The 19242-nt window shown below is 48.6% G+C and carries 17 protein-coding genes; 5 read left to right on the top strand and 12 right to left on the bottom strand.

The genetic code is table 11. The features are described 5' to 3' along the window. Nucleotides 1–42: 42 nt before the first annotated feature. From N836_RS43710 to N836_RS43725, 4 genes are all read right to left on the bottom strand, one after another. Entirely contained in the window at nucleotides 43–1347 is a 1305-nt protein-coding gene (locus N836_RS43710; protein WP_023070917.1) for a M20 family metallopeptidase, read from the bottom strand. Nucleotides 1348–1616: 269 nt separating this feature from the next. After that, on the bottom strand, nucleotides 1617–2441 hold the full coding sequence (locus N836_RS43715) for an ABC transporter permease (RefSeq protein ID WP_235071030.1): 825 nt from the start codon (nucleotides 2439–2441) through the stop codon (nucleotides 1617–1619). Between the two features lie 64 nt (nucleotides 2442–2505). Beyond that, nucleotides 2506–3327 carry an ABC transporter ATP-binding protein gene (locus tag N836_RS43720; RefSeq protein WP_023070919.1) on the bottom strand — a complete coding sequence of 274 codons (822 nt, stop codon included), beginning with the start codon at nucleotides 3325–3327 and terminating at the stop codon, nucleotides 2506–2508. 53 nt (nucleotides 3328–3380) lie between these two features. Then, nucleotides 3381–4481 carry a taurine ABC transporter substrate-binding protein gene (locus N836_RS43725; RefSeq protein WP_023070920.1) on the bottom strand — a complete coding sequence of 367 codons (1101 nt, stop codon included), beginning with the start codon at nucleotides 4479–4481 and terminating at the stop codon, nucleotides 3381–3383. 304 nt (nucleotides 4482–4785) lie between these two features. On the opposite strand from N836_RS43725, the gene atzF reads away from it, so the two are divergent. Continuing rightward, a complete protein-coding gene (gene atzF / locus N836_RS43730) occupies nucleotides 4786–6225 on the top strand; it encodes an allophanate hydrolase (protein WP_023070921.1) in 1440 nt (479 codons plus the stop codon). A gap of 312 nt (nucleotides 6226–6537) precedes the next feature. Here atzF and N836_RS43735 read toward each other — a convergent pair whose 3' ends face one another. The 6 genes from N836_RS43735 to hppD form a co-directional block, all read right to left on the bottom strand. Then, the gene (locus N836_RS43735; protein WP_023070922.1) at nucleotides 6538–6783 is read right to left on the bottom strand and encodes a hypothetical protein; all 246 of its coding nucleotides are present in this window, start codon (nucleotides 6781–6783) and stop codon (nucleotides 6538–6540) included. A gap of 70 nt (nucleotides 6784–6853) precedes the next feature. Then, nucleotides 6854–7033: an NblA/ycf18 family protein gene (locus N836_RS43740; RefSeq protein ID WP_023070923.1), complete on the bottom strand. Its 180-nt coding sequence runs from the start codon at nucleotides 7031–7033 to the stop codon at nucleotides 6854–6856. Between the two features lie 531 nt (nucleotides 7034–7564). Beyond that, complete coding sequence (locus N836_RS43745) at nucleotides 7565–9388, bottom strand: AMP-binding protein (RefSeq protein WP_023070924.1); 1824 nt, start codon at nucleotides 9386–9388, stop codon at nucleotides 7565–7567. Nucleotides 9389–9477: 89 nt separating this feature from the next. After that, the gene (locus tag N836_RS43750) at nucleotides 9478–10410 is read right to left on the bottom strand and encodes a hypothetical protein (RefSeq protein ID WP_023070925.1); all 933 of its coding nucleotides are present in this window, start codon (nucleotides 10408–10410) and stop codon (nucleotides 9478–9480) included. A gap of 73 nt (nucleotides 10411–10483) precedes the next feature. Then, entirely contained in the window at nucleotides 10484–11680 is a 1197-nt protein-coding gene (locus N836_RS43755) for a homogentisate 1,2-dioxygenase (RefSeq protein WP_023070926.1), read from the bottom strand. Then, the gene (gene hppD / locus N836_RS43760) at nucleotides 11677–12786 is read right to left on the bottom strand and encodes a 4-hydroxyphenylpyruvate dioxygenase (protein ID WP_023070927.1); all 1110 of its coding nucleotides are present in this window, start codon (nucleotides 12784–12786) and stop codon (nucleotides 11677–11679) included. Before hppD ends, N836_RS43755 begins: the two co-directional genes overlap by 4 nt. Nucleotides 12787–13125: 339 nt before the next feature. On the opposite strand from hppD, the gene N836_RS43765 reads away from it, so the two are divergent. The 4 genes from N836_RS43765 to N836_RS43775 all read left to right on the top strand — a co-directional run bounded on the left by N836_RS43765 (nucleotide 13126) and on the right by N836_RS43775 (nucleotide 16875). Further along, nucleotides 13126–14106 carry a hypothetical protein gene (locus N836_RS43765; protein WP_063624651.1) on the top strand — a complete coding sequence of 327 codons (981 nt, stop codon included), beginning with the start codon at nucleotides 13126–13128 and terminating at the stop codon, nucleotides 14104–14106. Then, nucleotides 14090–15400, top strand: a complete 1311-nt coding sequence (fahA, locus tag N836_RS43770; RefSeq protein WP_023070930.1) for a fumarylacetoacetase — start codon at nucleotides 14090–14092, stop codon at nucleotides 15398–15400. Before N836_RS43765 ends, fahA begins: the two co-directional genes overlap by 17 nt. A 66-nt stretch (nucleotides 15401–15466) precedes the next feature. Beyond that, on the top strand, nucleotides 15467–15610 hold the full coding sequence (locus N836_RS75620; protein WP_023070931.1) for a hypothetical protein: 144 nt from the start codon (nucleotides 15467–15469) through the stop codon (nucleotides 15608–15610). 131 nt (nucleotides 15611–15741) lie between these two features. Beyond that, on the top strand, nucleotides 15742–16875 hold the full coding sequence (locus tag N836_RS43775; RefSeq protein ID WP_023070932.1) for a Glu/Leu/Phe/Val family dehydrogenase: 1134 nt from the start codon (nucleotides 15742–15744) through the stop codon (nucleotides 16873–16875). Between the two features lie 106 nt (nucleotides 16876–16981). Here N836_RS43775 and kbl read toward each other — a convergent pair whose 3' ends face one another. Continuing rightward, the gene (kbl, locus tag N836_RS43780; protein WP_023070933.1) at nucleotides 16982–18166 is read right to left on the bottom strand and encodes a glycine C-acetyltransferase; all 1185 of its coding nucleotides are present in this window, start codon (nucleotides 18164–18166) and stop codon (nucleotides 16982–16984) included. 49 nt (nucleotides 18167–18215) lie between these two features. Continuing rightward, the gene (locus N836_RS43785) at nucleotides 18216–19211 is read right to left on the bottom strand and encodes an NAD-dependent epimerase/dehydratase family protein (RefSeq protein ID WP_023070934.1); all 996 of its coding nucleotides are present in this window, start codon (nucleotides 19209–19211) and stop codon (nucleotides 18216–18218) included. Nucleotides 19212–19242 lie beyond the last annotated feature (31 nt).

A 19242-nucleotide genomic window follows, 5' to 3' on the forward strand; every position in this document is an offset into this window, starting at 1 on the left:
TTACGCCTACCTTGAAACTTGATTGCTCCCGAGATCAGATGGCTAGCCCTGCTGTACCTTAAAAAAGTCCAACAGAAACAATGCATAGATTTTTGTCGCGGCGACAACCTTATCCATGTCGATAAACTCATTTACCGGCGGCCAACCATCTTCACCCGGACCAAAGGTAATGGACGGAATCCCACTGTGGGCAAAACGGAGCGTATCGCAGTAAGCATTCTTGCGATAGAGGACTGGATCTTTACCTAAAATCTGCTGGTACGCTCTCGATAACGCCTGTACATGTTCTGCATTTTCTGATACCTCTATGGAGGCAGGCACAAACGTTTCTCCTTCTACCTGGGTAATCGTCGCTTGGAAGGTGGGATCTTTGGCCTGTAGTTCAGCAATCACCGTTTCCATATCTTGCACAATGGACTCATAGGTCATACCCGGCACCAGACCAATGACCCACACTCTGGCTTTACAAGAAGGTGGGGTAAACTGCCCTTCCCCAATTTGTCCGGCTTCTATTTTGACGGGGCAAATGCTGGGCTGTGTGGGGCCATAAATTTGTGGTGCGTCGTGGGTAAAGGTAGTGTTGCGCAATGTCTCGATCAGCTGCGCCATGTGCAATACGGGATTGACTCCTTCATCAGGACGCCAAATGTGAGACCTTACCCCCGTGGTCTCAATATCCACCAAACATAGACCTGAGTGAGCCAGGGCGATGCCAATGCCCCAGTCGTCTCCCTCGGTCCAGGAGGTGGGCTCCGCCGTAATCTCATAATCGGCAGTGAGGCCGTAGTCATTCAACAAATGTAGCGCTCCTGCCTTGCCATGGCGCTCTTCATCTACAGTGTAGGCACAAATCAGCTCGCCGTTGATTTTTACCCCAGCCTGACGCAGCATCTCAATGGCAATCAGCTGACAGGTCATGTTGCCACGGGTATCGGACGTGCCTCGACCGTAGAGATACTTGCCGCGAAGGGTAGCGTTGTAGGGGTTATGGCCCGACATATGCCATTCTTTTGGATCACAGGAGGGGTAAGTATCCAGATGATCGTTAAAAATGAGAGAAGGTCCAGGTAGTCCATCATTCCAGCGACCGACTACATTGGGTCTACCTTCAATGGCCGATACCCATTCCACATCTAGCCCTAGGGACTGTAGATGCTGTCCCACCTGTCGCGAGATATCTTCCTCATGGGCCATGGGAGCTTCCGGGTCAATGGAATTACCACAGCCCGGTTGTCCAGTGGGTACCAGGTCTTTGATCAGCTGCACGCATTTCTCTTGGGTGATACCTGCGAGAATCTGTTCCTGTAGATCGGTCAGTTGTGATGGGGTAGAGAGGGTTTCTAACATTGAATGCACTCCGGTAAGTGATCAGTTGAATAATCAGTGAAATACTGAGGCCCTCCCCTACCTCTGAGTTTGATGCTGTTGGCGAAATATCCTGATGTAAGGCAAACCTATCGGAGGCCCCCAACCCCCCAACAATGGAGGCTTCAGAGATTATTTCTTTTAGAATTCCTCAAGGGAAAAGGTTCAAAGTCCCCCAGTATTGGGGGATTTAGGGGGCCTGGATGACATATGCCTCATAGCCAACATTTCTAAAGATTCAATCAAAAAATCTAGCCCTGCCAATGCACAACTTTTGAGGCAATCGCCCTGAGGAGAAAGTCGGACAGCACCCCAAAAAAACCAATCATCAAAATGCCAACAAACAGTGCTTCTACATTAAAGAAAACACTGGCATCTTGGATGATGTAGCCAATGCCTATATCCCCTGCCAACAGCTCAGCGGCGACTAAAATACCAAAATCTACAGACAACGCTACCCGCATGCCGGTAAAGATATTGGGTAATGCCGCAGGTAGAATCACATATAGAAAAATAGCTAGATCGTTAGCCCCCAGGGTGCGGGCTGCTAAAATCTTATCCTTAGGACAAGACTGCACACCGGCCATCGTATTGAGCATGACAATCAGGGCTCCAGCATAGAGAATAATTAAAATTTTGGAGACTTCACCGATACCAAACCAGAGAATAAACAGGGTAATAAAGGCCAGGGGGGGAATCGGTCGCAGAATCTCAGTGACGATATAAAAGGCCGCCCGAACATACTTGTAGTAACCCATAAGTAAACCTAGAAGTAACCCGACAACGGTGCCAATGCTAAAGGCCGTGAATACCCGCCGCAAACTGCCTAGGACGTGACTCAGGACAGGGGTGCCAGCATATCCTTTTCGGGTCATGGCTAAGAACTCGGTGATAATGCCAGATAAACTGGGGAGAAAAAGTTCGTCGATCCAACCCATGCGAGTGGTGATTTCCCAGAGGATGAGGATCAGGGTGGGGATTGCGATCGCAACGCAAAACAACACCCCTTTCTCACGCAATGCCTGGGTTTGCAGATCCTGCCCTTTAAAAGCAGGCACCCCGTCTTGTTTAGACACCTTCAACTGCATCAGGTTATTTCCCCTCTGACCTACAGACGTTCCATGGAACGTCTCTTCGCCTTTAACTAATCGCCTTCATTTTCAAATAGAGATCCGTTCGATACTGATTAAACGCATCCGACACCCGATTCATCGCCGTGTAACGGGGTTCAGGCAGGTGAATCTCAATATTGTGGGCGATACCGCCTAAGTTGCGATCTAAAATCACAATGCGATCGCTTAGAAAAACAGCCTCCTCAATACTGTGGGTAACAAATAAAATAGCCCCAGCTACTTGCTCATGAAGCTTTAACAACTCCTCTTGTAACCCTTCACGGGTCTGAACATCTACTGCCGCAAAGGGTTCATCCATCAATAAAATCTCCGGCTGCACCACCATGGACCGAGCCACCGCCACCCGTTGCCGCATTCCCCCCGAAAGCTGATAGGGGTACTTGCGCTCATTACCCCGTAACCCCACCAGGTTAATAATAGTTTCCACCCGATGTCGCTTTTCGTACTTTGAAAGCGATTGAAACCGAAAGCCAAACCCAACATTTTGCTCAACCGTCATCCAATCAAACAGGGCATTACTTTGAAAGACCACCCCTCGCCTGGCGGATGGCCCCTTGACCTCCTCTCCACCGTGGGCAACAGTACCCGCTAATGGTTTATAAAATCCAGCGATCAGATTTAGGATAGTCGATTTTCCACATCCCGATGGCCCCAACAACGTTAAAAACTCTCCTTGCTGAATACTCAAGTTTAGGTCTTGTAGCACCAAGCGCCTACGACTGTACCCAAAGGAGACTGCATCTAACGCAACAATCTCAGCTTGAGTTCCCTCAAGTTGACCCTGCTGCTCACGAGAGCTAACCGTTGCCTGGACAGGAGATTGGGACATACTGACAAAAATTAGACAGGTCTTTAACTGGGTGTGGATGGAACGCTAGGCGCTTATTTCGACTCCAGGTATTCCGCCACGTAGGAAGAATTAATCAATGGCGTCAAATCTTCTGGCGCACTATCCAATCGGCCCTGATCCACCAGGAACACAGCATATTCCTCATAAGCCTTATACAGATTAGTGGACTCAGGCTGTCCAGGGGTACCCAGCCACTCGTCAGTCAGCTGATCTGCCATTAACACCACTGTTGATCCTTGCCGACCAACCATGGCTCCAAACTCTTCAGGCGTCAGATTTAGACGTTCGGCTTCCCATTGTTGCCCAGATTTTAGATCGGCCAAATAATCCTGCTGGGCCATGTCCCAGGCTTCCATAAACTTGATCATCACCTCAGGGTTGGCCTCTGCAAACTCTTTACGAGCAGCCCATAGAGCAACTGCATAGGCTCCCACTGATTTTGCTGTGGCGATGTCCTTACCCCCCAGCTCATTGAGCTTGCCAGCCGCCGGCTCCCAGGTCCAAGCAGCATCAATCTGCTTGGCAGAGAAGGCCGCCGCCATTTCAGACGGTTTTAGATTTACCATGTTGATGTCGTCTTGGCTCAACCCCGCTTGATCCAGGGCAGCCAGGAGAGAATGGTGGCCGGAGGTGCCAATGGTCACCCCAACGTTTTTACCCTTGAGGCTAGGCACATCTGCTGCCGATTCACCCGCAATCAAGCGTTCTGCCGTCAGGGGAGCATGGTCTAAAAGCACTACCTCAATATCAATACCCGTGGCAAACGCTGTCAGTGAAGGGAAAGGAAAGAACCAGGTAATATCCACTTCACCCGCTGCCAGGGCAGGCACCATCGCTCCACCGGAAGAGTAGGGACTTAGTTCCACATCCAGGCCCACTTGCTCGAAGTACCCTTCGTTGTAAGCAACCATGGTGATGTTATTAATATCACCGGTCTGAAATCCTACTCTCACCTTAGGCAAATCTGATGTCGGTGATGCAGCAACAGCGGCTGTTTTTGCTGTCTCTTCAACGGGCTGGCTAACGTCCGCTGTTGGCCCACAGGCTATTGCCAGGGTTAAGGAACAAACCGTTAAACTACTGAGTGCAAAAAACTTACGCCGGTTAAAAAAACGGGTTACTGATCGCTGCATGGTCGCCTCCAATGCTTATGAGTGCTGATGGCTTGATGCCAATACCTCGCACGTTAGAAAATACTTTGACAGCTGTAGAGATTTGAGCCGTATCGTTCACTACCAATCTTTATGTACGGTCGTTTCTATCAATCAATAAAATTTATGGATCGATAAAATTTGTTCTGAAAATCCATCAAAGCCCCGAAACCCTGCCTCCCCTTGTCAGAAAACAGCGTTGTCTCTATACTGCTGTTCCCATAGCTCGCCCCATTGCACTTGATGCCAAAATCTGGGCGATACGTATTCCATAAAGAAATCAATTATGGCTCAGCAAACCGACACAGATATTCTCCTTACTATCTCTTCTCTTCAAAAAAGTTATACCCAGGGAAGACTCACGCCTGTCCAGATGATTACAACCATTATCACCAAGCTGAAACAGCGCGGAGACGATGGCATTTGGATCTACACGCTATCGGAAGAAACACTAATTGAACGAGCTATGGCTCTGACTAATATGTCCGCAAGCCAGCGATCGCAACTCCCTCTGTGGGGCATTCCCTTCAGTGTCAAAGACTGTATTGATGTGGCAGGCATCCCCACATCGGCAGCCTGCCCGGCCTTTGCATACAACGCCACCCACACCAATACAGCCGTTCAAAAACTACTTGATGCTGGGGCCATACTCATCGGCAAAACCAATCTAGACCAGTTTGCCACAGGCCTCGTGGGGATACGCACTGGATATACGGCTCCCCATAACGCTTTCTCAAAAGACCATATCCCTGGTGGGTCCAGCTCGGGAGCCGCCTTATCTGTTGCCCATGGGCTAGTGGCTTTTGCCATTGGGACAGACACAGGGGGCTCTGGACGGGTACCGGCTGGATTTAACAACATTGTCGGTCTGAAGCCCACGCGAGGCTTATTGAGTACTCGGCATACGGTTGAAGCTTGTAGGACATTGGACTGTCTTTCAATTTTTTCGCTGACGGCAATAGATGCCCAGACTGTACTAGAAATTGCCCAAGGGTATGATCCAGACAATCCTTTTTCTCGGCCAGCTATTGTTCCTCCAGCGTCTTTAAACTCTGATCAGACCCAGCAATCCTTTAGATTTGGGGTACCTCGAGCTAATCAGCGAGAGTTTTTTGGCAATGCAGATGTAGAAACCTGCTACGACAACGCTATCAAAGCCCTCACAAATTTAGGTGGAGTCTGTATCGAAATTGATTACGAACCGTTCTTGCAGGCTAACAGCTTATTGTTTAATGGGCCTTGGGTAGCAGAGCGCTATGCCTCAGTAGGGGCATTTATCGAGGCTAATCTAGATAGTGTGTTTCCTATCACCCGTGAGATTATTCTCGGAGCCAAAGATATGACCGCATCTCAAGCATTTGAAGGTATATACGCAATGGAAACGCTAAAGCGAAAAATTCAGTCCCTTTGGCAAGAGATTGACTGTTTGGTGGTACCCACAACGGGGACGATCTATCGCATTGAGGAGATTAAAGCAGAACCCCTGAGGCTAAATTCTAATCTGGGATATTATACGAATTTTGTAAATTTGCTGGATTTAAGTGCGATCGCAATCCCTAATGGCTTCCAAGGCAATGGTATTCCCACCAGCATTACATTTATAGCGCCCCCCTATAGTGAAAGCTATCTGGTAGGTCTGGGGTCAGTCTTTCACCATGTTTTCAACAACCAATTAGGAGCAACGACTTTTAACCTGGAAATCGCTCCATCTTTAGTACAAAAATAGAATCGCTGAGTAATTCTCACCCCCGCCACTTCTCGACAAATTCTTTACGAAAGATAACGCGAAGAATTAGCACAGGACTTTCCATTTATCCTGCAAGCCTTTTTAGACCAAAGATTTAGCCTTTGAGCATTTCTTTTGTAATCAGCCGGTCATCCGTTCGAGTCGGATCACCAGCTTTTTAGTGAAAACAATCTCCAGAGGCTTTATAAGACTCTCTTCATGGGGATTGAGCCTAAATACGGCGACACCAGACAATCAAAAATCTGGCATCGCCGTACTTAGTAGTCAGTGATTAAAGTATCTATCGATCCCTTATGCTGGCTCTGAGCCATTAGACAGCGATAGCTGATTGGCCTTATCGCTGGCAATAATCTCCCAACCTTCACGCAACAGTTTTTGAAACGTGGAGAATCCTCGTGAACCAATCGCCATATGATCAGGGATTGTAAACTGAGGGAACATGGTGTAAGGACGCCAGGGTGTTCCCTTTTCAATGCGCAAATGCAAAATTTTCTCTGTTCCCTCATCCTGGGATAGCCAAGCCATTTGTTTAATCATGGTAACCTCCTTAACCCAAGGGCTGATCGAGTAACTCGATCAGCCCACTTACACGCCTTTGAGCATGGCTTTATAGCTTCAAATAACATTCTTTGAACGTGTGCTTGATCCAATTATCTTTCAGCATGAGCTGACGCATGGCTTCAAGCAAATACTCTTGAGCTTGAGTGGGTGCAAGATTTTCAACCTGTTCCCTTAGGACTTTAAGTTGAAATTCTTGCTCTAATGATAGTGTTCCAGGTGTATCCATAAGATCCTCCTTGGGCTCCGCAAAAGCCCACGTTTACCAGCTATTAGTGACTGATTCACATGGTGTGGTGTAGAGTCCTTTACAGGAATGTCCCAAAGAATACCTCTCTTAACTAGCGGAGCTGACCTGTTGAAATTTAACGACTCAGGCTATGTCCAACAGCTGTTAGCGCTCTACGACAAGTGTGAATAGTACTGCCTCAATAGCTATCCAATTTTCAAGGTGACACACTCAAAACGAACGACCTTTAGGCGCAATGAGTATGTTGGCTATCGGGACACGTAGCATCATCAGAGGTAGACCAGTCTTTTTTCGTTTCAATATAAATGTTGTAAGACGCTCTATCTCTAAGAAAAACAAGCCTGGACAGTATTTTGTAGTATTTTGATAGACAATAGGTGTCAAGCTTGTGTTTTCTTACATTCATTATAGCAAACACAATTTCCCTGCTTTCGCAACAGTACTTTACAGTTGTTATCGTTTCAGCAACAGGTCAATTTCGAGCTAGGGCTAGGTTCAAGTCTTTCTAGGTCATAGGTTTCGGTTTTTATACTGTCTTCGTAGTTCTCGTCGCAAAATCTTTTGGGAGGCTGTACGGGGAAGTTCATTAACAATGACAACATCTTTAATCCGGAAAAGAGGGTTTAAAGATTGTCGAATTGCCTGCTGACAGCAGTTCTGCAAATCAGCAGGTTGTTCAGATGAACTCAGCACCACATAGATTACCAGTTCGCTGGGACCATGGGATGTGCTGGCAATGGCAGCAACCTCTCGCACATTAGGCAACGCTTGCAGCACCCGTTCAATCTCAACGGCACTGACTTTGATGCCCCCCAAATTCATCGTGTCATCCACTCGTCCTTCTGCTCGATAATAGCCATTAGGCAGTTTTACCAGACGATCGCCATGACGGCGTAGCGGGCAGTACGGGGTGCCGTCAAAGTAAACCTGATGGTGATCGTGATTGAGTAACGTGGTGGATAGGCCGATGGACGGCGGGACAATAAAGGCTTCACCCGTATTGTTGGGATGGCCCTGGTCATCAAGGATAACCACCGCTAGCCCGAGGGCCGGGGTGGAAAATGTCGATGGATAAGCGGGCTGCACCAGGGTGCCGGTAATGTAACCGCCACCGATCTCTGTGCCGCCGCAATATTCAATCACCGGCTTGTGGTCCCCCAGGGCCATCAGAAACTTCATATCCGCCGAATTTGAGCATTCACCTGTGGAGCTAAAGGCTTTGATGCGATGCCAGTCTAGATCGGTCATGCAGCCGCTGCGCCGCCAGGCACTGACTAAACTGGGAACGACTCCCAAAATGGTGACTCCAGCAGCTTGAATAAAAGCACCAAATCCGCGTTCTAGGGGCGCATCACCATATAGGGCCATCGTCGCCTGATTGAGCATAGTAGCGTAGATCAGCCAGGGGCCCATCATCCAACCCAGACTAGTGGGCCAGGCAGCCACATCCTCTGGATGAATGTCGTGGTGCAAGTGACCATCCGTAGCACACTTAATTGGGGTGGTATGGGTCCAGGGAATAGCTTTTGGAGTTCCTGTCGTTCCAGAGGAAAAGAGAATGTTGAGGGGGGTATCTGGCTGGCACGGGACCGCCGTAAACTGATCATCCTCACTCAGAAAATCATCCCAGCTTAGATCTCCTGGACGTAGGCTACAGGGCAATTCTGTGGGCATCACCACAGCCCGGGGGGCAACAGCCATGACCAATTTGCTATAGAGGGGCAACTCCTGACCTCGTCGTCGCAGGCTGACTTGGGTAAAGACGCCCTGCGCCTGCCCCAGGTGGAGCCGCGTAGCGATTTCTACCGGGGCAAAACTATCGGCAATGGCAACCACCACACCCCCCATTTTGATGATGCCGAGATAGATGGCAACGGCTTCTACGGTCATGGGCATGACGATTGCGATCGCATCCCCCGCACCATAGCCCGCCGCCACCAGTCCATTCGCCACTCGGTTCACCAACCGCTCCAGCTCACCATAGGTCCAGTACTGCAGCGGCTCACCTGGCGCTTGAAAAATCACCGCCGTATCCGTCTTGGGTGCTAAAAAGCAGCTCTCCACAATATTAAATCGAGCATTCACTAACCAGTGGGGCTGTTCCACACCGTCCCTGAGGTCCAAAACAGTGGTGTAAGGCTGTTGAAACTGAATGCCCAGCCGCTGAATCATCTGATGCCAAAACTGATCGCGATGTTCAATGGACCACTGGTATAGCTGAGCGTAGCTATCGAACCTCAGCTGGCGTTGCAGGGCAGTAATATTCGTACGCTGGATCTGGTCAGTAGTGGGACACCAGACAGATTGGTTATTGGGGAGAGTAGCAAGAGACATGGCAAAGACCTCTGGGAGAGAGTTTTAAGTGTTGGATTTTAAGTTGAAGGCCTCTATTTAGCTCACACCGAATAGCAACTAACTAAGAACTAAGAACTAGCAACGTCTTCTCCCTTCAGGCGATCGTCATTCAACCCATCCCAAAACACAGCAATCGCCTCTAAAATCTCTTGTCCCCCTTCAAGAAACTTGTCGTGATTAAATCCAGGATGGAAGTACACCGACTCCAGTTCTTCTAAAGTATGGCCAGCATGCTGGGCCTCTACCCGGTTATGCCAGGTGAAGAAAGCCAGCTTTAGCTGAGGATGGCGACTCTGTTTTATTTTTAAGAGACCGTCTTCTAGCTCTTGCCAGAAGCCAGCGGCGGCCCAGTTTTCGACGGCAAAACTGGATCCTTCGGCAATGTTGGGATCGTCGCTGCCATAGAGACGAATCAGCTCATCGCAAAAGTGGAGTGTTGTAGCACTGCCGTGTTTACGCTGTCCCAACTCGTCATAGGTCAGTTCCAAGCCTTCAGCGACGCTCAAAAGCCACTCAAAGTGGGCAGCCCGAAATCGGCAAATACCACCGTCAACAGTGCCTTCAGTACTAACTAAGGCTGGATCTCCCTGACGATCTTTGTCATTCTCGCTCAGGGTAGTGAGAGTCTTGTCTACAGCCCTAGGATTACGATAAATCACCCCCAGCTCATTGAGTAAAATCTCACGACTGGCCCGTGACTGGTCCAATGTGGGGGCATTGATTACCTTATTGAGGGCAGCGACTAAAAACTGATTTGAAAATACTGAAAACTGTTGAACAAAGTGACGTAATTCTTGATCACTGGCTAAACCCTGGCTAAACCAGTGGGTATAGGCATTGTCTAAAATAATACGATGGTGTAAAAATCGTCGTTCAACCTCACTTAAAAAGCCTTGAAACGTCTCAACCTGTTGAGATGCTAGCTCACCGCGATAGAGACGAGTTTGAATTCGGGAAGAAATTTTTAGAGGTTTAGGCGGAGAAAGCAGTGTATAGGTCATGGTAGGAACTCCGGGTGGACAATTGGGGTAGATTGGGTTGCAGCAATGAAACCCAACTTAGCGAAATGTTGTTTTATTGAAGTGTTAATTTCCGAGATTTCAAGGGCAACCAGCTATAGACATAATCAACATCCTCAATAGCGCTGGCCTGGGTTGTTACCCGCAGCGGTCGGAAGGTGTCGATCATAACCGCCAGTTCTTCGGTGCGAGACTTACCAATGGAAGCCTCATAGGTACCGGGATGAGGACCATGGGACAGTCCGCTGGGATGGAAGGTAATCGAACCACGCTCAATGCCTTTACGGGACATAAAATGACCCTCGACGTAGTAAATTACTTCATCCGAGTCGACATTGGCATGGTTATAGGGGGCAGGAATTCCCTGGGGATGATAGTCAAACAAACGTGGGACAAACGAGCACACGACAAAATTAGGTCCTGCAAATGTTTGATGCACAGATGGAGGCTGATGAACCCGTCCGGTAATGGGTTCAAAGTCTTTGATATTAAACGCGTAGGGCCATACACTGCCATCCCATCCCACCACGTCTAGGGGATGATGGGTGTAACAGTATTGGGTGAGGCTGCCCCTGGCTTTCACTCGTACTTCAAAGACTCCAATTTCATCATGGGTCAATAGTCTCTCCGGTGGGCGAATATCGCGCTCACAGTAGGGAGCCTGTTCTAAAAATTGTCCCTGGGGACTGAGATATTGCTGCGGTGTCCGGATATGCCCCGAGGCTTCCAGTGATAGATGGATTTGCGCCACTCCTCTTTCTGGTATCAGCCGCCAAAGAATACCTGCCGGAATCATTAGATAGTCTCCTGAGCGATAGTGAAGTTCTCCCAGCTGACTTTCCAAACGCCCCTTGCCCTGGTGAATAAACAAAAGTTCATCCCCATGGGCAAAGCGATACCAGTAGGTCATGGGCTTGTTAGGATGGGCGATGGCAAGGGTGACATCGGCATTGGAGAGTAAGGGAATGCGAGATGCGATCGCGTCGACCTGGCAGTTCGCATCTCCCCCGGCCTCTGCTGTTCTAAAATGTCGCGGTCGTAATGCCTCAGACTCTTCATAGGTCAACCGGGTTACCCCAATCACATTCACCTGCGCAATCTCCGTAGGTGGGCGCAGATGGTACACCAGCGAGTGATTGCCAGCAAATCCCTGGTTACCAATCAGTTCCTCATGGTAGAGAGTGCCATCGGGCTGACGAAATTGGGTGTGGCGTTTATGGGGGATCTGGCCCAGGTGAGTGTAATAGGTCATGCCATCCTCCCGACCGGCTCAAGGTTGCCACGGCGGGCCTGCTCTCGCTCAATAGCTTCAAACAAAGCTTTAAAGTTACCCTCGCCAAAGCTAGTAGCCCCATGTCGCTCAATAATCTCGAAAAATAGAGTGGGACGATCTTCCACCGGCTGGGTAAAAATTTGTAGCAAATAGCCCCTGGCATCGCGATCGACTAAAATACCTAACTCAGCCAGCTCATCAATAGGCTCCTTAATCTTCCCCACCCGTGCTTCTAAACTGTCGTAGTAAGTCAGCGGAGTCTTCAGAAAAGCCACACCGGCTGCTTTCAGCCGTCGCACCGTATGGATAATATCTCGGGTGGCTAGGGCAATGTGCTGCACTCCAGGTCCATTGTTAAATTGCAAATATTCATCAATTTGAGACTGGCGCTGACCTGGCGCAGGCTCGTTGATCGGTAGCTTAATCTTGCCGGTTGGATCTTGGACCACCTTGGACATCAGGGCCGAGTATTCAGTGACAATGGTTTTGTCATCGAAGTGTGCCAACAGTTCAAACCCCAGGGCCTGGATAAAAAAGTTAACCCATCGGTCCATCGCTCCTAACTCGACATTACCCACTACATGGTCAATCTCAAATAAACCGGTTTCTCTCCGGGAAGGAATAGTTTCAGAGTAGGGTACAAATCCAGGGGCAAATATGCCGTGGCGACGTTCAACAAACTTAAAGAGCACATCTCCATAGCCATGGATAGCTGCAAACCTCCACTGACCGGCCTCAGTGTCAATGCTCGTTGGCGGAATTGCTGCCGTTGCCCCATGTTGTAACAATGTTTGATAAACCTGACGGACGTCGGTCACTGTAAACGCAATTACAGCCACACCATCACCGTGACGGGCAAGCATCTCACTGATGGTATTGTCATCCCCTAGACCACTACTCAACACAAATTGAATGTGACCTTGCTGTAGTAAATAAGAGGCTGCCTTACGATAGCCAGTCTCTAAGCCGCGAAACGCAATGGGGGCAAAGCCAAACTGCTGCTCATAAAAGTAAGCGGCCTGTTTAGCATTACCCACATAAAATTCCAAATGATCCAAACCCACCAGGGGACAAATAGTCTTCATAACCCCAAATAGCCTCCTCCCTAAAGCCCTATTTCGGCTTGAATCTCAGGTCAAAAGCTAGCTAGGCAATGGTTTAGAAGAGTTTATAACAAAACACCTCTAGCACAGATACTTCAAGTCTGGTTAGCGCAGGGATAATAATCGCCTCCATTAGAGGCTTATCAGCATTAGTGACACTCTTACCAAGATGTCTCATGCCCATTATAGCGAATGCATCAGATTGGTAGGGGAGATTATAATTAGTATGGTTTGATCCATCGCTGCTATTCCTGTCAATTTTCTTTCTCCTTAATCCCCGTCACAAATTATTACGTACGCTCCATCATGCGTTGATCACCCATGGTCGCCCCCTCTCTCCGATTACTTCTATCAACGTTAGTCGACTATGCAGGACTCTTCCCTCCTGCACGGTTAAATTTGCCAGCAGCGGTTGCTGCCTATGAGTATTACAACACCACTGCCCATCGTTGGATGCTCGGTAGATTTGTTCTACCCCTGTCGCAGCTAACACAGTTTGAAGATTGTTTAAATCACTTGGCTCAACAATATGCCGCTGCCTTCTGGCCCCTTAGTGTTGTTCTACCTCCCTCAATCCAAGCATTAGAGATGTTAGCGCCGTGGTTAGAAAACCCAAGCCGATTTACAATTTCAGCACTTGAATTTAAATTGGGCGCAGTAGATACGAACAGACGAGTTGGCGCTGACACGATCGCATCTCTCATCCCCCACTTACCTCCCCGCAGCACTCTCTTTTTTGAAGTGCCTCTGGATGCGACACTCACTGACTACATTGCCGTCCTCCAGGGCACTCGAGCAGCTGTCAAGGTCCGTACGGGGGGGCTGACCGCAGCTGATTTTCCCACCGTTGAAGCCCTAGCCCAGTTTCTGGTCACCTGCGCTGCGGCCCGACTTCCCTTTAAAGCGACTGCCGGACTACACCATCCGTTACACAGCTGGCAAACCTTGCCCAACGGTGATTCGGTTCAGATGCATGGCTTTCTTAATCTGGCGATCGCAGCCGCTTTTGCCTATGGCTATGGGGCAACTGCAGCCGAGATTGCTAGCATTTTACAAATCGATACCCTCAATGATCTAATTTTCTCGGAACACGAGATTATTTGCCATAGCCCCCTCTGGTTACAGGAATCAGAGCTATCCACAATAGCGGGACATTTACCATTAGATATCCTTGCCCGTGTACGCAGCCGTTATTTCTTAGGAATTGGTTCCTGTTCTTTCCAAGCACCCTTGGCCGAGCTTTACCGTTTGAAGCTGTTCAATGATCCTGCGTCGATACCGTCCTATGTCCTCTCTACCTGACACCACCCATGACCCACATCGACAAAGCTGGGTCGCCAGTGCCAACACTCTAGACACTGATTTCCCTATCCAAAATCTCCCCTTTGGTGTGTTTCAACGGCATCAATCACAGCCCCGGATAGGAGTGGCCATTGGTAAACACATTGTGGATTTGTCGATTTGCATCCAACACAATATCCTGGATGATTTACCAGAACTGGTCAAAGCCGCCTGCTTGGCCACCAATTTGAATCAGCTCATGGCTTTGGGACAACCAGCTATCAAGACCTTGCGCCATCAGCTTAGCCAGTTACTTGAAATATCAACCACGCCTCCTGAGCAACAGATTTTGGTGCCCATGGCCGATGTCAAAATGTTGTTGCCTGTTCAAATTGGCAACTATACCGATTTTTATGCCTCGATTAATCATGCCACCAACGTTGGTAAGTTATTCCGCCCCGATCAACCACTGTTGTCAAACTACAAACACATTCCCATTGCCTATCATGGCCGTGCCTCATCCATTGTGGTGAGTGACACTCCCATTTATCGGCCCCAAGGCCAACAGCACCCTGCAGCCTCAGAAAAACTCCCAGGGTTTGGTCCCAGTCAACGCCTCGACTATGAGGGAGAAGTAGGGCTATTCATTGGCCAGGGAAACCCTTTAGGACAGCCGATCGCAATTGACCATGCCGAAGACCATTTGTTTGGCCTGTGCTTGGTCAATGACTGGTCTGCCCGCGATATTCAAGCGTGGGAATACCAACCCTTAGGCCCCTTTTTAGGTAAAAGTTTTGCCACCAGTCTGTCTCCCTGGGTTGTCACACTGGATGCGCTTGTCCCTTTCCGCTGCCCATCCTTTGAGCGCCCTGTAGATGATCCACAACCACTCCCCTATTTAAAGATGGCTGATGATTTGACTGGAATTAAGCTGACTGTGGAGGTATGGTTACGATCAGCCCAGATGTTGCAGGAAAATATACCGCCTATACACCTCAGTCAGGCATCGTTTGCCCAACTTTATTGGACAGCTGCCCAGATGATTACCCATCACACCAGCAACGGCTGTAATCTACAGCCAGGGGATTTATTAGCCAGTGGCACGATTTCAGGCACCACATCGGATACCTGGGGTTCACTCTTAGAGATTACCCACCAGGGCAAAAAGCCCATCCAGTTACCCACGGGAGAACAGCGCTTTTTTCTGGCTGACGGTGACGAAATCAGTTTACGAGGATATTGTGAGGCACCAGGTTACAAAAAAATTGGGTTTGGCGAATGTCGGGGACAAGTTCTCTCTGCAGTCACTAAATAATATTTGCTAGGATTGAAGTACATATGCACTACCTGGAGTTTTTATAATGCAAATTCCCTCTTTTTAGTGAGATCCCTGTTTCTAATTGCTACAGAGGTTTTTCTAACCTTTGTTCAGCTCGACGATTTAGCTGATTACAGCGAGTATGTCTTTAAGGTTAAAGAACCTCGCACGTTGCCCCTGTGGGCACTGGTGAAATATGAAGCCTAAGGATTTTTGCTAAGACATTATGTTTTTTGTCAAAATCAACACAGTATTAAATATTTTCTTCACACTATAGGTATCTCCTAATGTGCTCCGAATACCTTGACAGTGAAATGTCACTTCGGAGGAAACCTATAATGAAGAATATATTTGAGTTTGGTGACTCTCTAGGGCCAAACAAAATTGTTCATATTTATGACCACCATAGCGGATTAAAAGCTATTCTCGTGGTAGATAACGTTGCTTGTGGTCCTGCCATGGGAGGCGTTCGCATGGCTCCCGATGTCACTACGGAAGAAGTCTTTCGACTGGCACGAGCCATGACGTTTAAGAATGCAGCAGCCAATCTCCCCCATGGTGGTGGGAAAGCGGCTATTCTTACTAACCCAAAAGTGCCTGCAGTAAAAAAAGAAACCTTGATGAGAGCTTTCGGGGTAGCCATTAAAGAAATAACTAGCTACATTCCCGGCCCCGACATGGGCACAGATGAAGCCTGTATGGCTTGGGTGCAGGAGGAAACAGGTAGAGCCATTGGTTTACCATCAGCAATTGGTGGTATTCCCTTAGATGAAATTGGAGCCACTGGCTATGGTCTTAGCGTTGTTGCCGATGTGGCCAGCGAATTTTGTTCTATTGATCTGAGCAAAGCCAAGTTTGTGATTCAAGGAGCTGGTTCAGTAGGGCTGCATGCAGCCAATTTTCTAACCGCCAGGGGAGCCCTTTTGATTGCTGTAACCGACTCCCAGGGCACCTTGTTTAATGCTGATGGCATCGACATTGATCAACTGACAGAATTAAAACATCAAGGCAAGAGTGTGCTTGATTATGCTGACGGAGGTAAACTGTCTCGTGATGCTATTATTGATGTTCCTTGTGATATCTGGATTCCTGCGGCTAGACCCGATGTTATTGACGCTGACAACGTAGATCGGCTCAAGACTAAACTGGTTATTCAAGGAGCCAACATTCCATTTACAGCTAAGGCAGAACAAATCTGTCATGACCGCAATATCCTGGTCATCCCTGACTTTATTGCCAATGCGGGTGGTGTGATTTGTGGGGCCGTAGAATATGGCGGTGGTACCAAGGAGATCGCGTTTCAAACCATTGAGGAAAAAATTCGCAAGAACACAACTCTAATATTGGAAAACGTTGCAAGTACGGGTAAGCTCCCTCGACAAATTGCAATTGAGATAGCTGAACAGCGCATACGCAGAGCTACAGCTTATCGCAGTAAGCGCCATGGCCCTGGATTACAGCTGATTGCGTAGATAAAGTTTGGGAAGGATGTCTTAGGTTTGTTGCAGAATAACGAGTAACGAGTAACGAATAACCAGTAACAAGCGAAGCCAGTTGCTAAGATATCCTACAGTTGCACTAGATTAAGCCAATTTGTTTGCCCACCTTTGTAAACGCCCCAATACACTGGTCCAGATGCTCACGGCTATGGACGGCAGAAATCTGCACCCGAATGCGGGCCTTACCCTTAGGCACCACTGGATAGCTAAAACCAATCACATAGATGCCCTCTTTCAGAAGTTCTGCTGCCATAGTTTGAGCTAGATGGGCGTCATAGAGCATGATTGGCACAATGGGATGGGTGCCAGGTGCAATGGCAAATCCCTGGGCTGACATGCGCTGCCGAAAATAGCGTGTATTTTCATTTAATCGCTCCCTGAGATCATGGCTCTGTTCAATTAAATCCAGAGCTTTGAGACTGGTGTAGACAATGACCGGGGCTAGGGTATTTGAGAATAGGTAAGGTCGCGATCGCTGCCTTAAAAGTTCCACTACAGATCTACACCCGGCTGTAAACCCGCCTGAAGCTCCTCCCAAGGCTTTACCCAGAGTGCTGGTGACGATATCCACTCGCCCCATGACACCACAGTGCTCAATAGCACCGCGCCCAGTGGGTCCAAAGAATCCGGTGGCATGGCTGTCATCCACCACCACCATGGCATCGTAGCGATCGGCCAGGTTGCAAATCTCCTTGAGCTTAGCCACATCACCATCCATGCTAAATACCCCATCCGTGGCAATCAAACGTCGTTTTGCCTTCTGAGACGCCTGTAGCGCAGTCTCAAGGTCTTCCATATCACTGTGGCCATAGCGATAGCGCTGGGCTTTGCTGAGGCGAATACCATCAATAATGCTGGCATGGTTCAGAGCATCACTGATGACGGCACAGTCAGCATCCAGCAGCGTTTCAAACAACCCACCATTGGCATCAAAACAGGAGCTATAGAGAATGGCATCCTCTGTCCCCAAAAACTGAGCAATTTTGGCCTCTAGCTGTTTATGAATCGTCTGAGTGCCACAGATAAACCGCACCGACGACAGCCCAAACCCATATTGGTCAAGACCTGACTTCGCCGCCTCAATCAAGGCTGGATGATTGGCCAATCCCAGATAGTTGTTGGCACAGAAATTCAACATTGCTTGCCCTTGAACGCTCACCTGCGCGCCCTGGGGGGACGAAAGCATCCGTTCGGCTTTGTATAACCCAGACTGTTGAATGTCTGTGAGAATGTCCTCAAAGTTAGTGGAGACAGACGTTAACATAGCAATACCTCTAGGTAGTGGACGGGTTTCGACTCCGCTCAACCCTCTTCTATTGACTAATCTGGATAGACAGACTTTTAGCTGGCTGAGCGGAGTCGAAGCCAGCGACAGGGAAACCAGAGCCTTCAATCCGCATTGCCAGTTGATGCAACATATCTTTCACCATGGCCGATAGGCCATAGGTGGGCTGCCAACCCCAATCTTGTCGAGCCTGAGTATCGTCAATTATCGAGGGCCAGGAATCAGCAATCGCCTGGCGGTAATCAGGACAATAGTCACAGGTGAAGGTGGGCACATGTTTCTGAATTTCTGCAAATAGCTCAGCGGCAGAGAAACTGATGGCGGTGAGATTATAGCTAGAACGCACGGTCAGTGCTGCCGCATCTGCAGACATCAGCTTGAGCATAGCGCCAATAGCATCGGGCATATACATCATCGGTAATCGAGTATCTGGCCTAACAAAACAGGTGTAATGAGTCTGTTGTAGGGCAGCGTAAAACATTTCAACTGCAAAATCTGTGGTGCCGCCACCGGGTAAGGTTTGGTAGCTAATGATGCCAGGAAACCGAACACTCCGAACATCCACGCCAAAACGCTGTGCATAATATTGGCAAAGCAGTTCTCCCGTCACCTTAGTAATACCGTACATGGTGGCGGGATCCTCGATCGTAGTTTGGGGTGTGTTTTGTTTCGGGGTATGGGGGCCAAATACAGCAATAGAGCTAGGCCAGAACACTTTAAGGGAATATTTTTTGGCTAGTTCAAGCACATTTTTGAGACCGTGGATGTTCACCTGCCAACAGCGCTCTGGATAACACTCTCCTTTGGCAGATAAAATACCTGCCAGGTGATAAATCGTATCAATTTTATAGGCGCTAATAATTTCTCGAAAACGTTGATGATTAGTTACATCTAGAGTTTCATAAAGATTTTTATCGCTAGCTCGACGACCACTTTCTAGAACTTGATCGACACCATAACGGTTTTGCAGCGCGGTGACTAAATCGCTACCAATTTGACCTTGGGAACCTGTGATCAAAAGCATGGCTGCCCTATTCTCGCTAAAACAAAAGCAA

The sequence above is a fragment of the Leptolyngbya sp. Heron Island J genome, from assembly GCF_000482245.1.
Taxonomy (GTDB): domain Bacteria; phylum Cyanobacteriota; class Cyanobacteriia; order Phormidesmidales; family Phormidesmidaceae; genus Leptothoe.

What these genes read in the sequence shown, in the direction of transcription:
- N836_RS43710 (WP_023070917.1), bottom strand. Translation starts at nt 1,347, where the DNA reads ATGTTAGAAACCCTCTCTACCCCATCACAACTGACCGATCTACAGGAA.
- N836_RS43720 (WP_023070919.1), bottom strand. Translation starts at nt 3,327, where the DNA reads ATGTCCCAATCTCCTGTCCAGGCAACGGTTAGCTCTCGTGAGCAGCAG.
- N836_RS43725 (WP_023070920.1), bottom strand. Translation starts at nt 4,481, where the DNA reads ATGCAGCGATCAGTAACCCGTTTTTTTAACCGGCGTAAGTTTTTTGCA.
- atzF (WP_023070921.1), top strand. Translation starts at nt 4,786, where the DNA reads ATGGCTCAGCAAACCGACACAGATATTCTCCTTACTATCTCTTCTCTT.
- N836_RS43735 (WP_023070922.1), bottom strand. Translation starts at nt 6,783, where the DNA reads ATGATTAAACAAATGGCTTGGCTATCCCAGGATGAGGGAACAGAGAAA.
- N836_RS43740 (WP_023070923.1), bottom strand. Translation starts at nt 7,033, where the DNA reads ATGGATACACCTGGAACACTATCATTAGAGCAAGAATTTCAACTTAAA.
- N836_RS43745 (WP_023070924.1), bottom strand. Translation starts at nt 9,388, where the DNA reads ATGTCTCTTGCTACTCTCCCCAATAACCAATCTGTCTGGTGTCCCACT.
- N836_RS43750 (WP_023070925.1), bottom strand. Translation starts at nt 10,410, where the DNA reads ATGACCTATACACTGCTTTCTCCGCCTAAACCTCTAAAAATTTCTTCC.
- N836_RS43755 (WP_023070926.1), bottom strand. Translation starts at nt 11,680, where the DNA reads ATGACCTATTACACTCACCTGGGCCAGATCCCCCATAAACGCCACACC.
- hppD (WP_023070927.1), bottom strand. Translation starts at nt 12,786, where the DNA reads ATGAAGACTATTTGTCCCCTGGTGGGTTTGGATCATTTGGAATTTTAT.
- N836_RS43765 (WP_063624651.1), top strand. Translation starts at nt 13,126, where the DNA reads ATGGTCGCCCCCTCTCTCCGATTACTTCTATCAACGTTAGTCGACTAT.
- fahA (WP_023070930.1), top strand. Translation starts at nt 14,090, where the DNA reads ATGTCCTCTCTACCTGACACCACCCATGACCCACATCGACAAAGCTGG.
- N836_RS43775 (WP_023070932.1), top strand. Translation starts at nt 15,742, where the DNA reads ATGAAGAATATATTTGAGTTTGGTGACTCTCTAGGGCCAAACAAAATT.
- kbl (WP_023070933.1), bottom strand. Translation starts at nt 18,166, where the DNA reads ATGTTAACGTCTGTCTCCACTAACTTTGAGGACATTCTCACAGACATT.
- N836_RS43785 (WP_023070934.1), bottom strand. Translation starts at nt 19,211, where the DNA reads ATGCTTTTGATCACAGGTTCCCAAGGTCAAATTGGTAGCGATTTAGTC.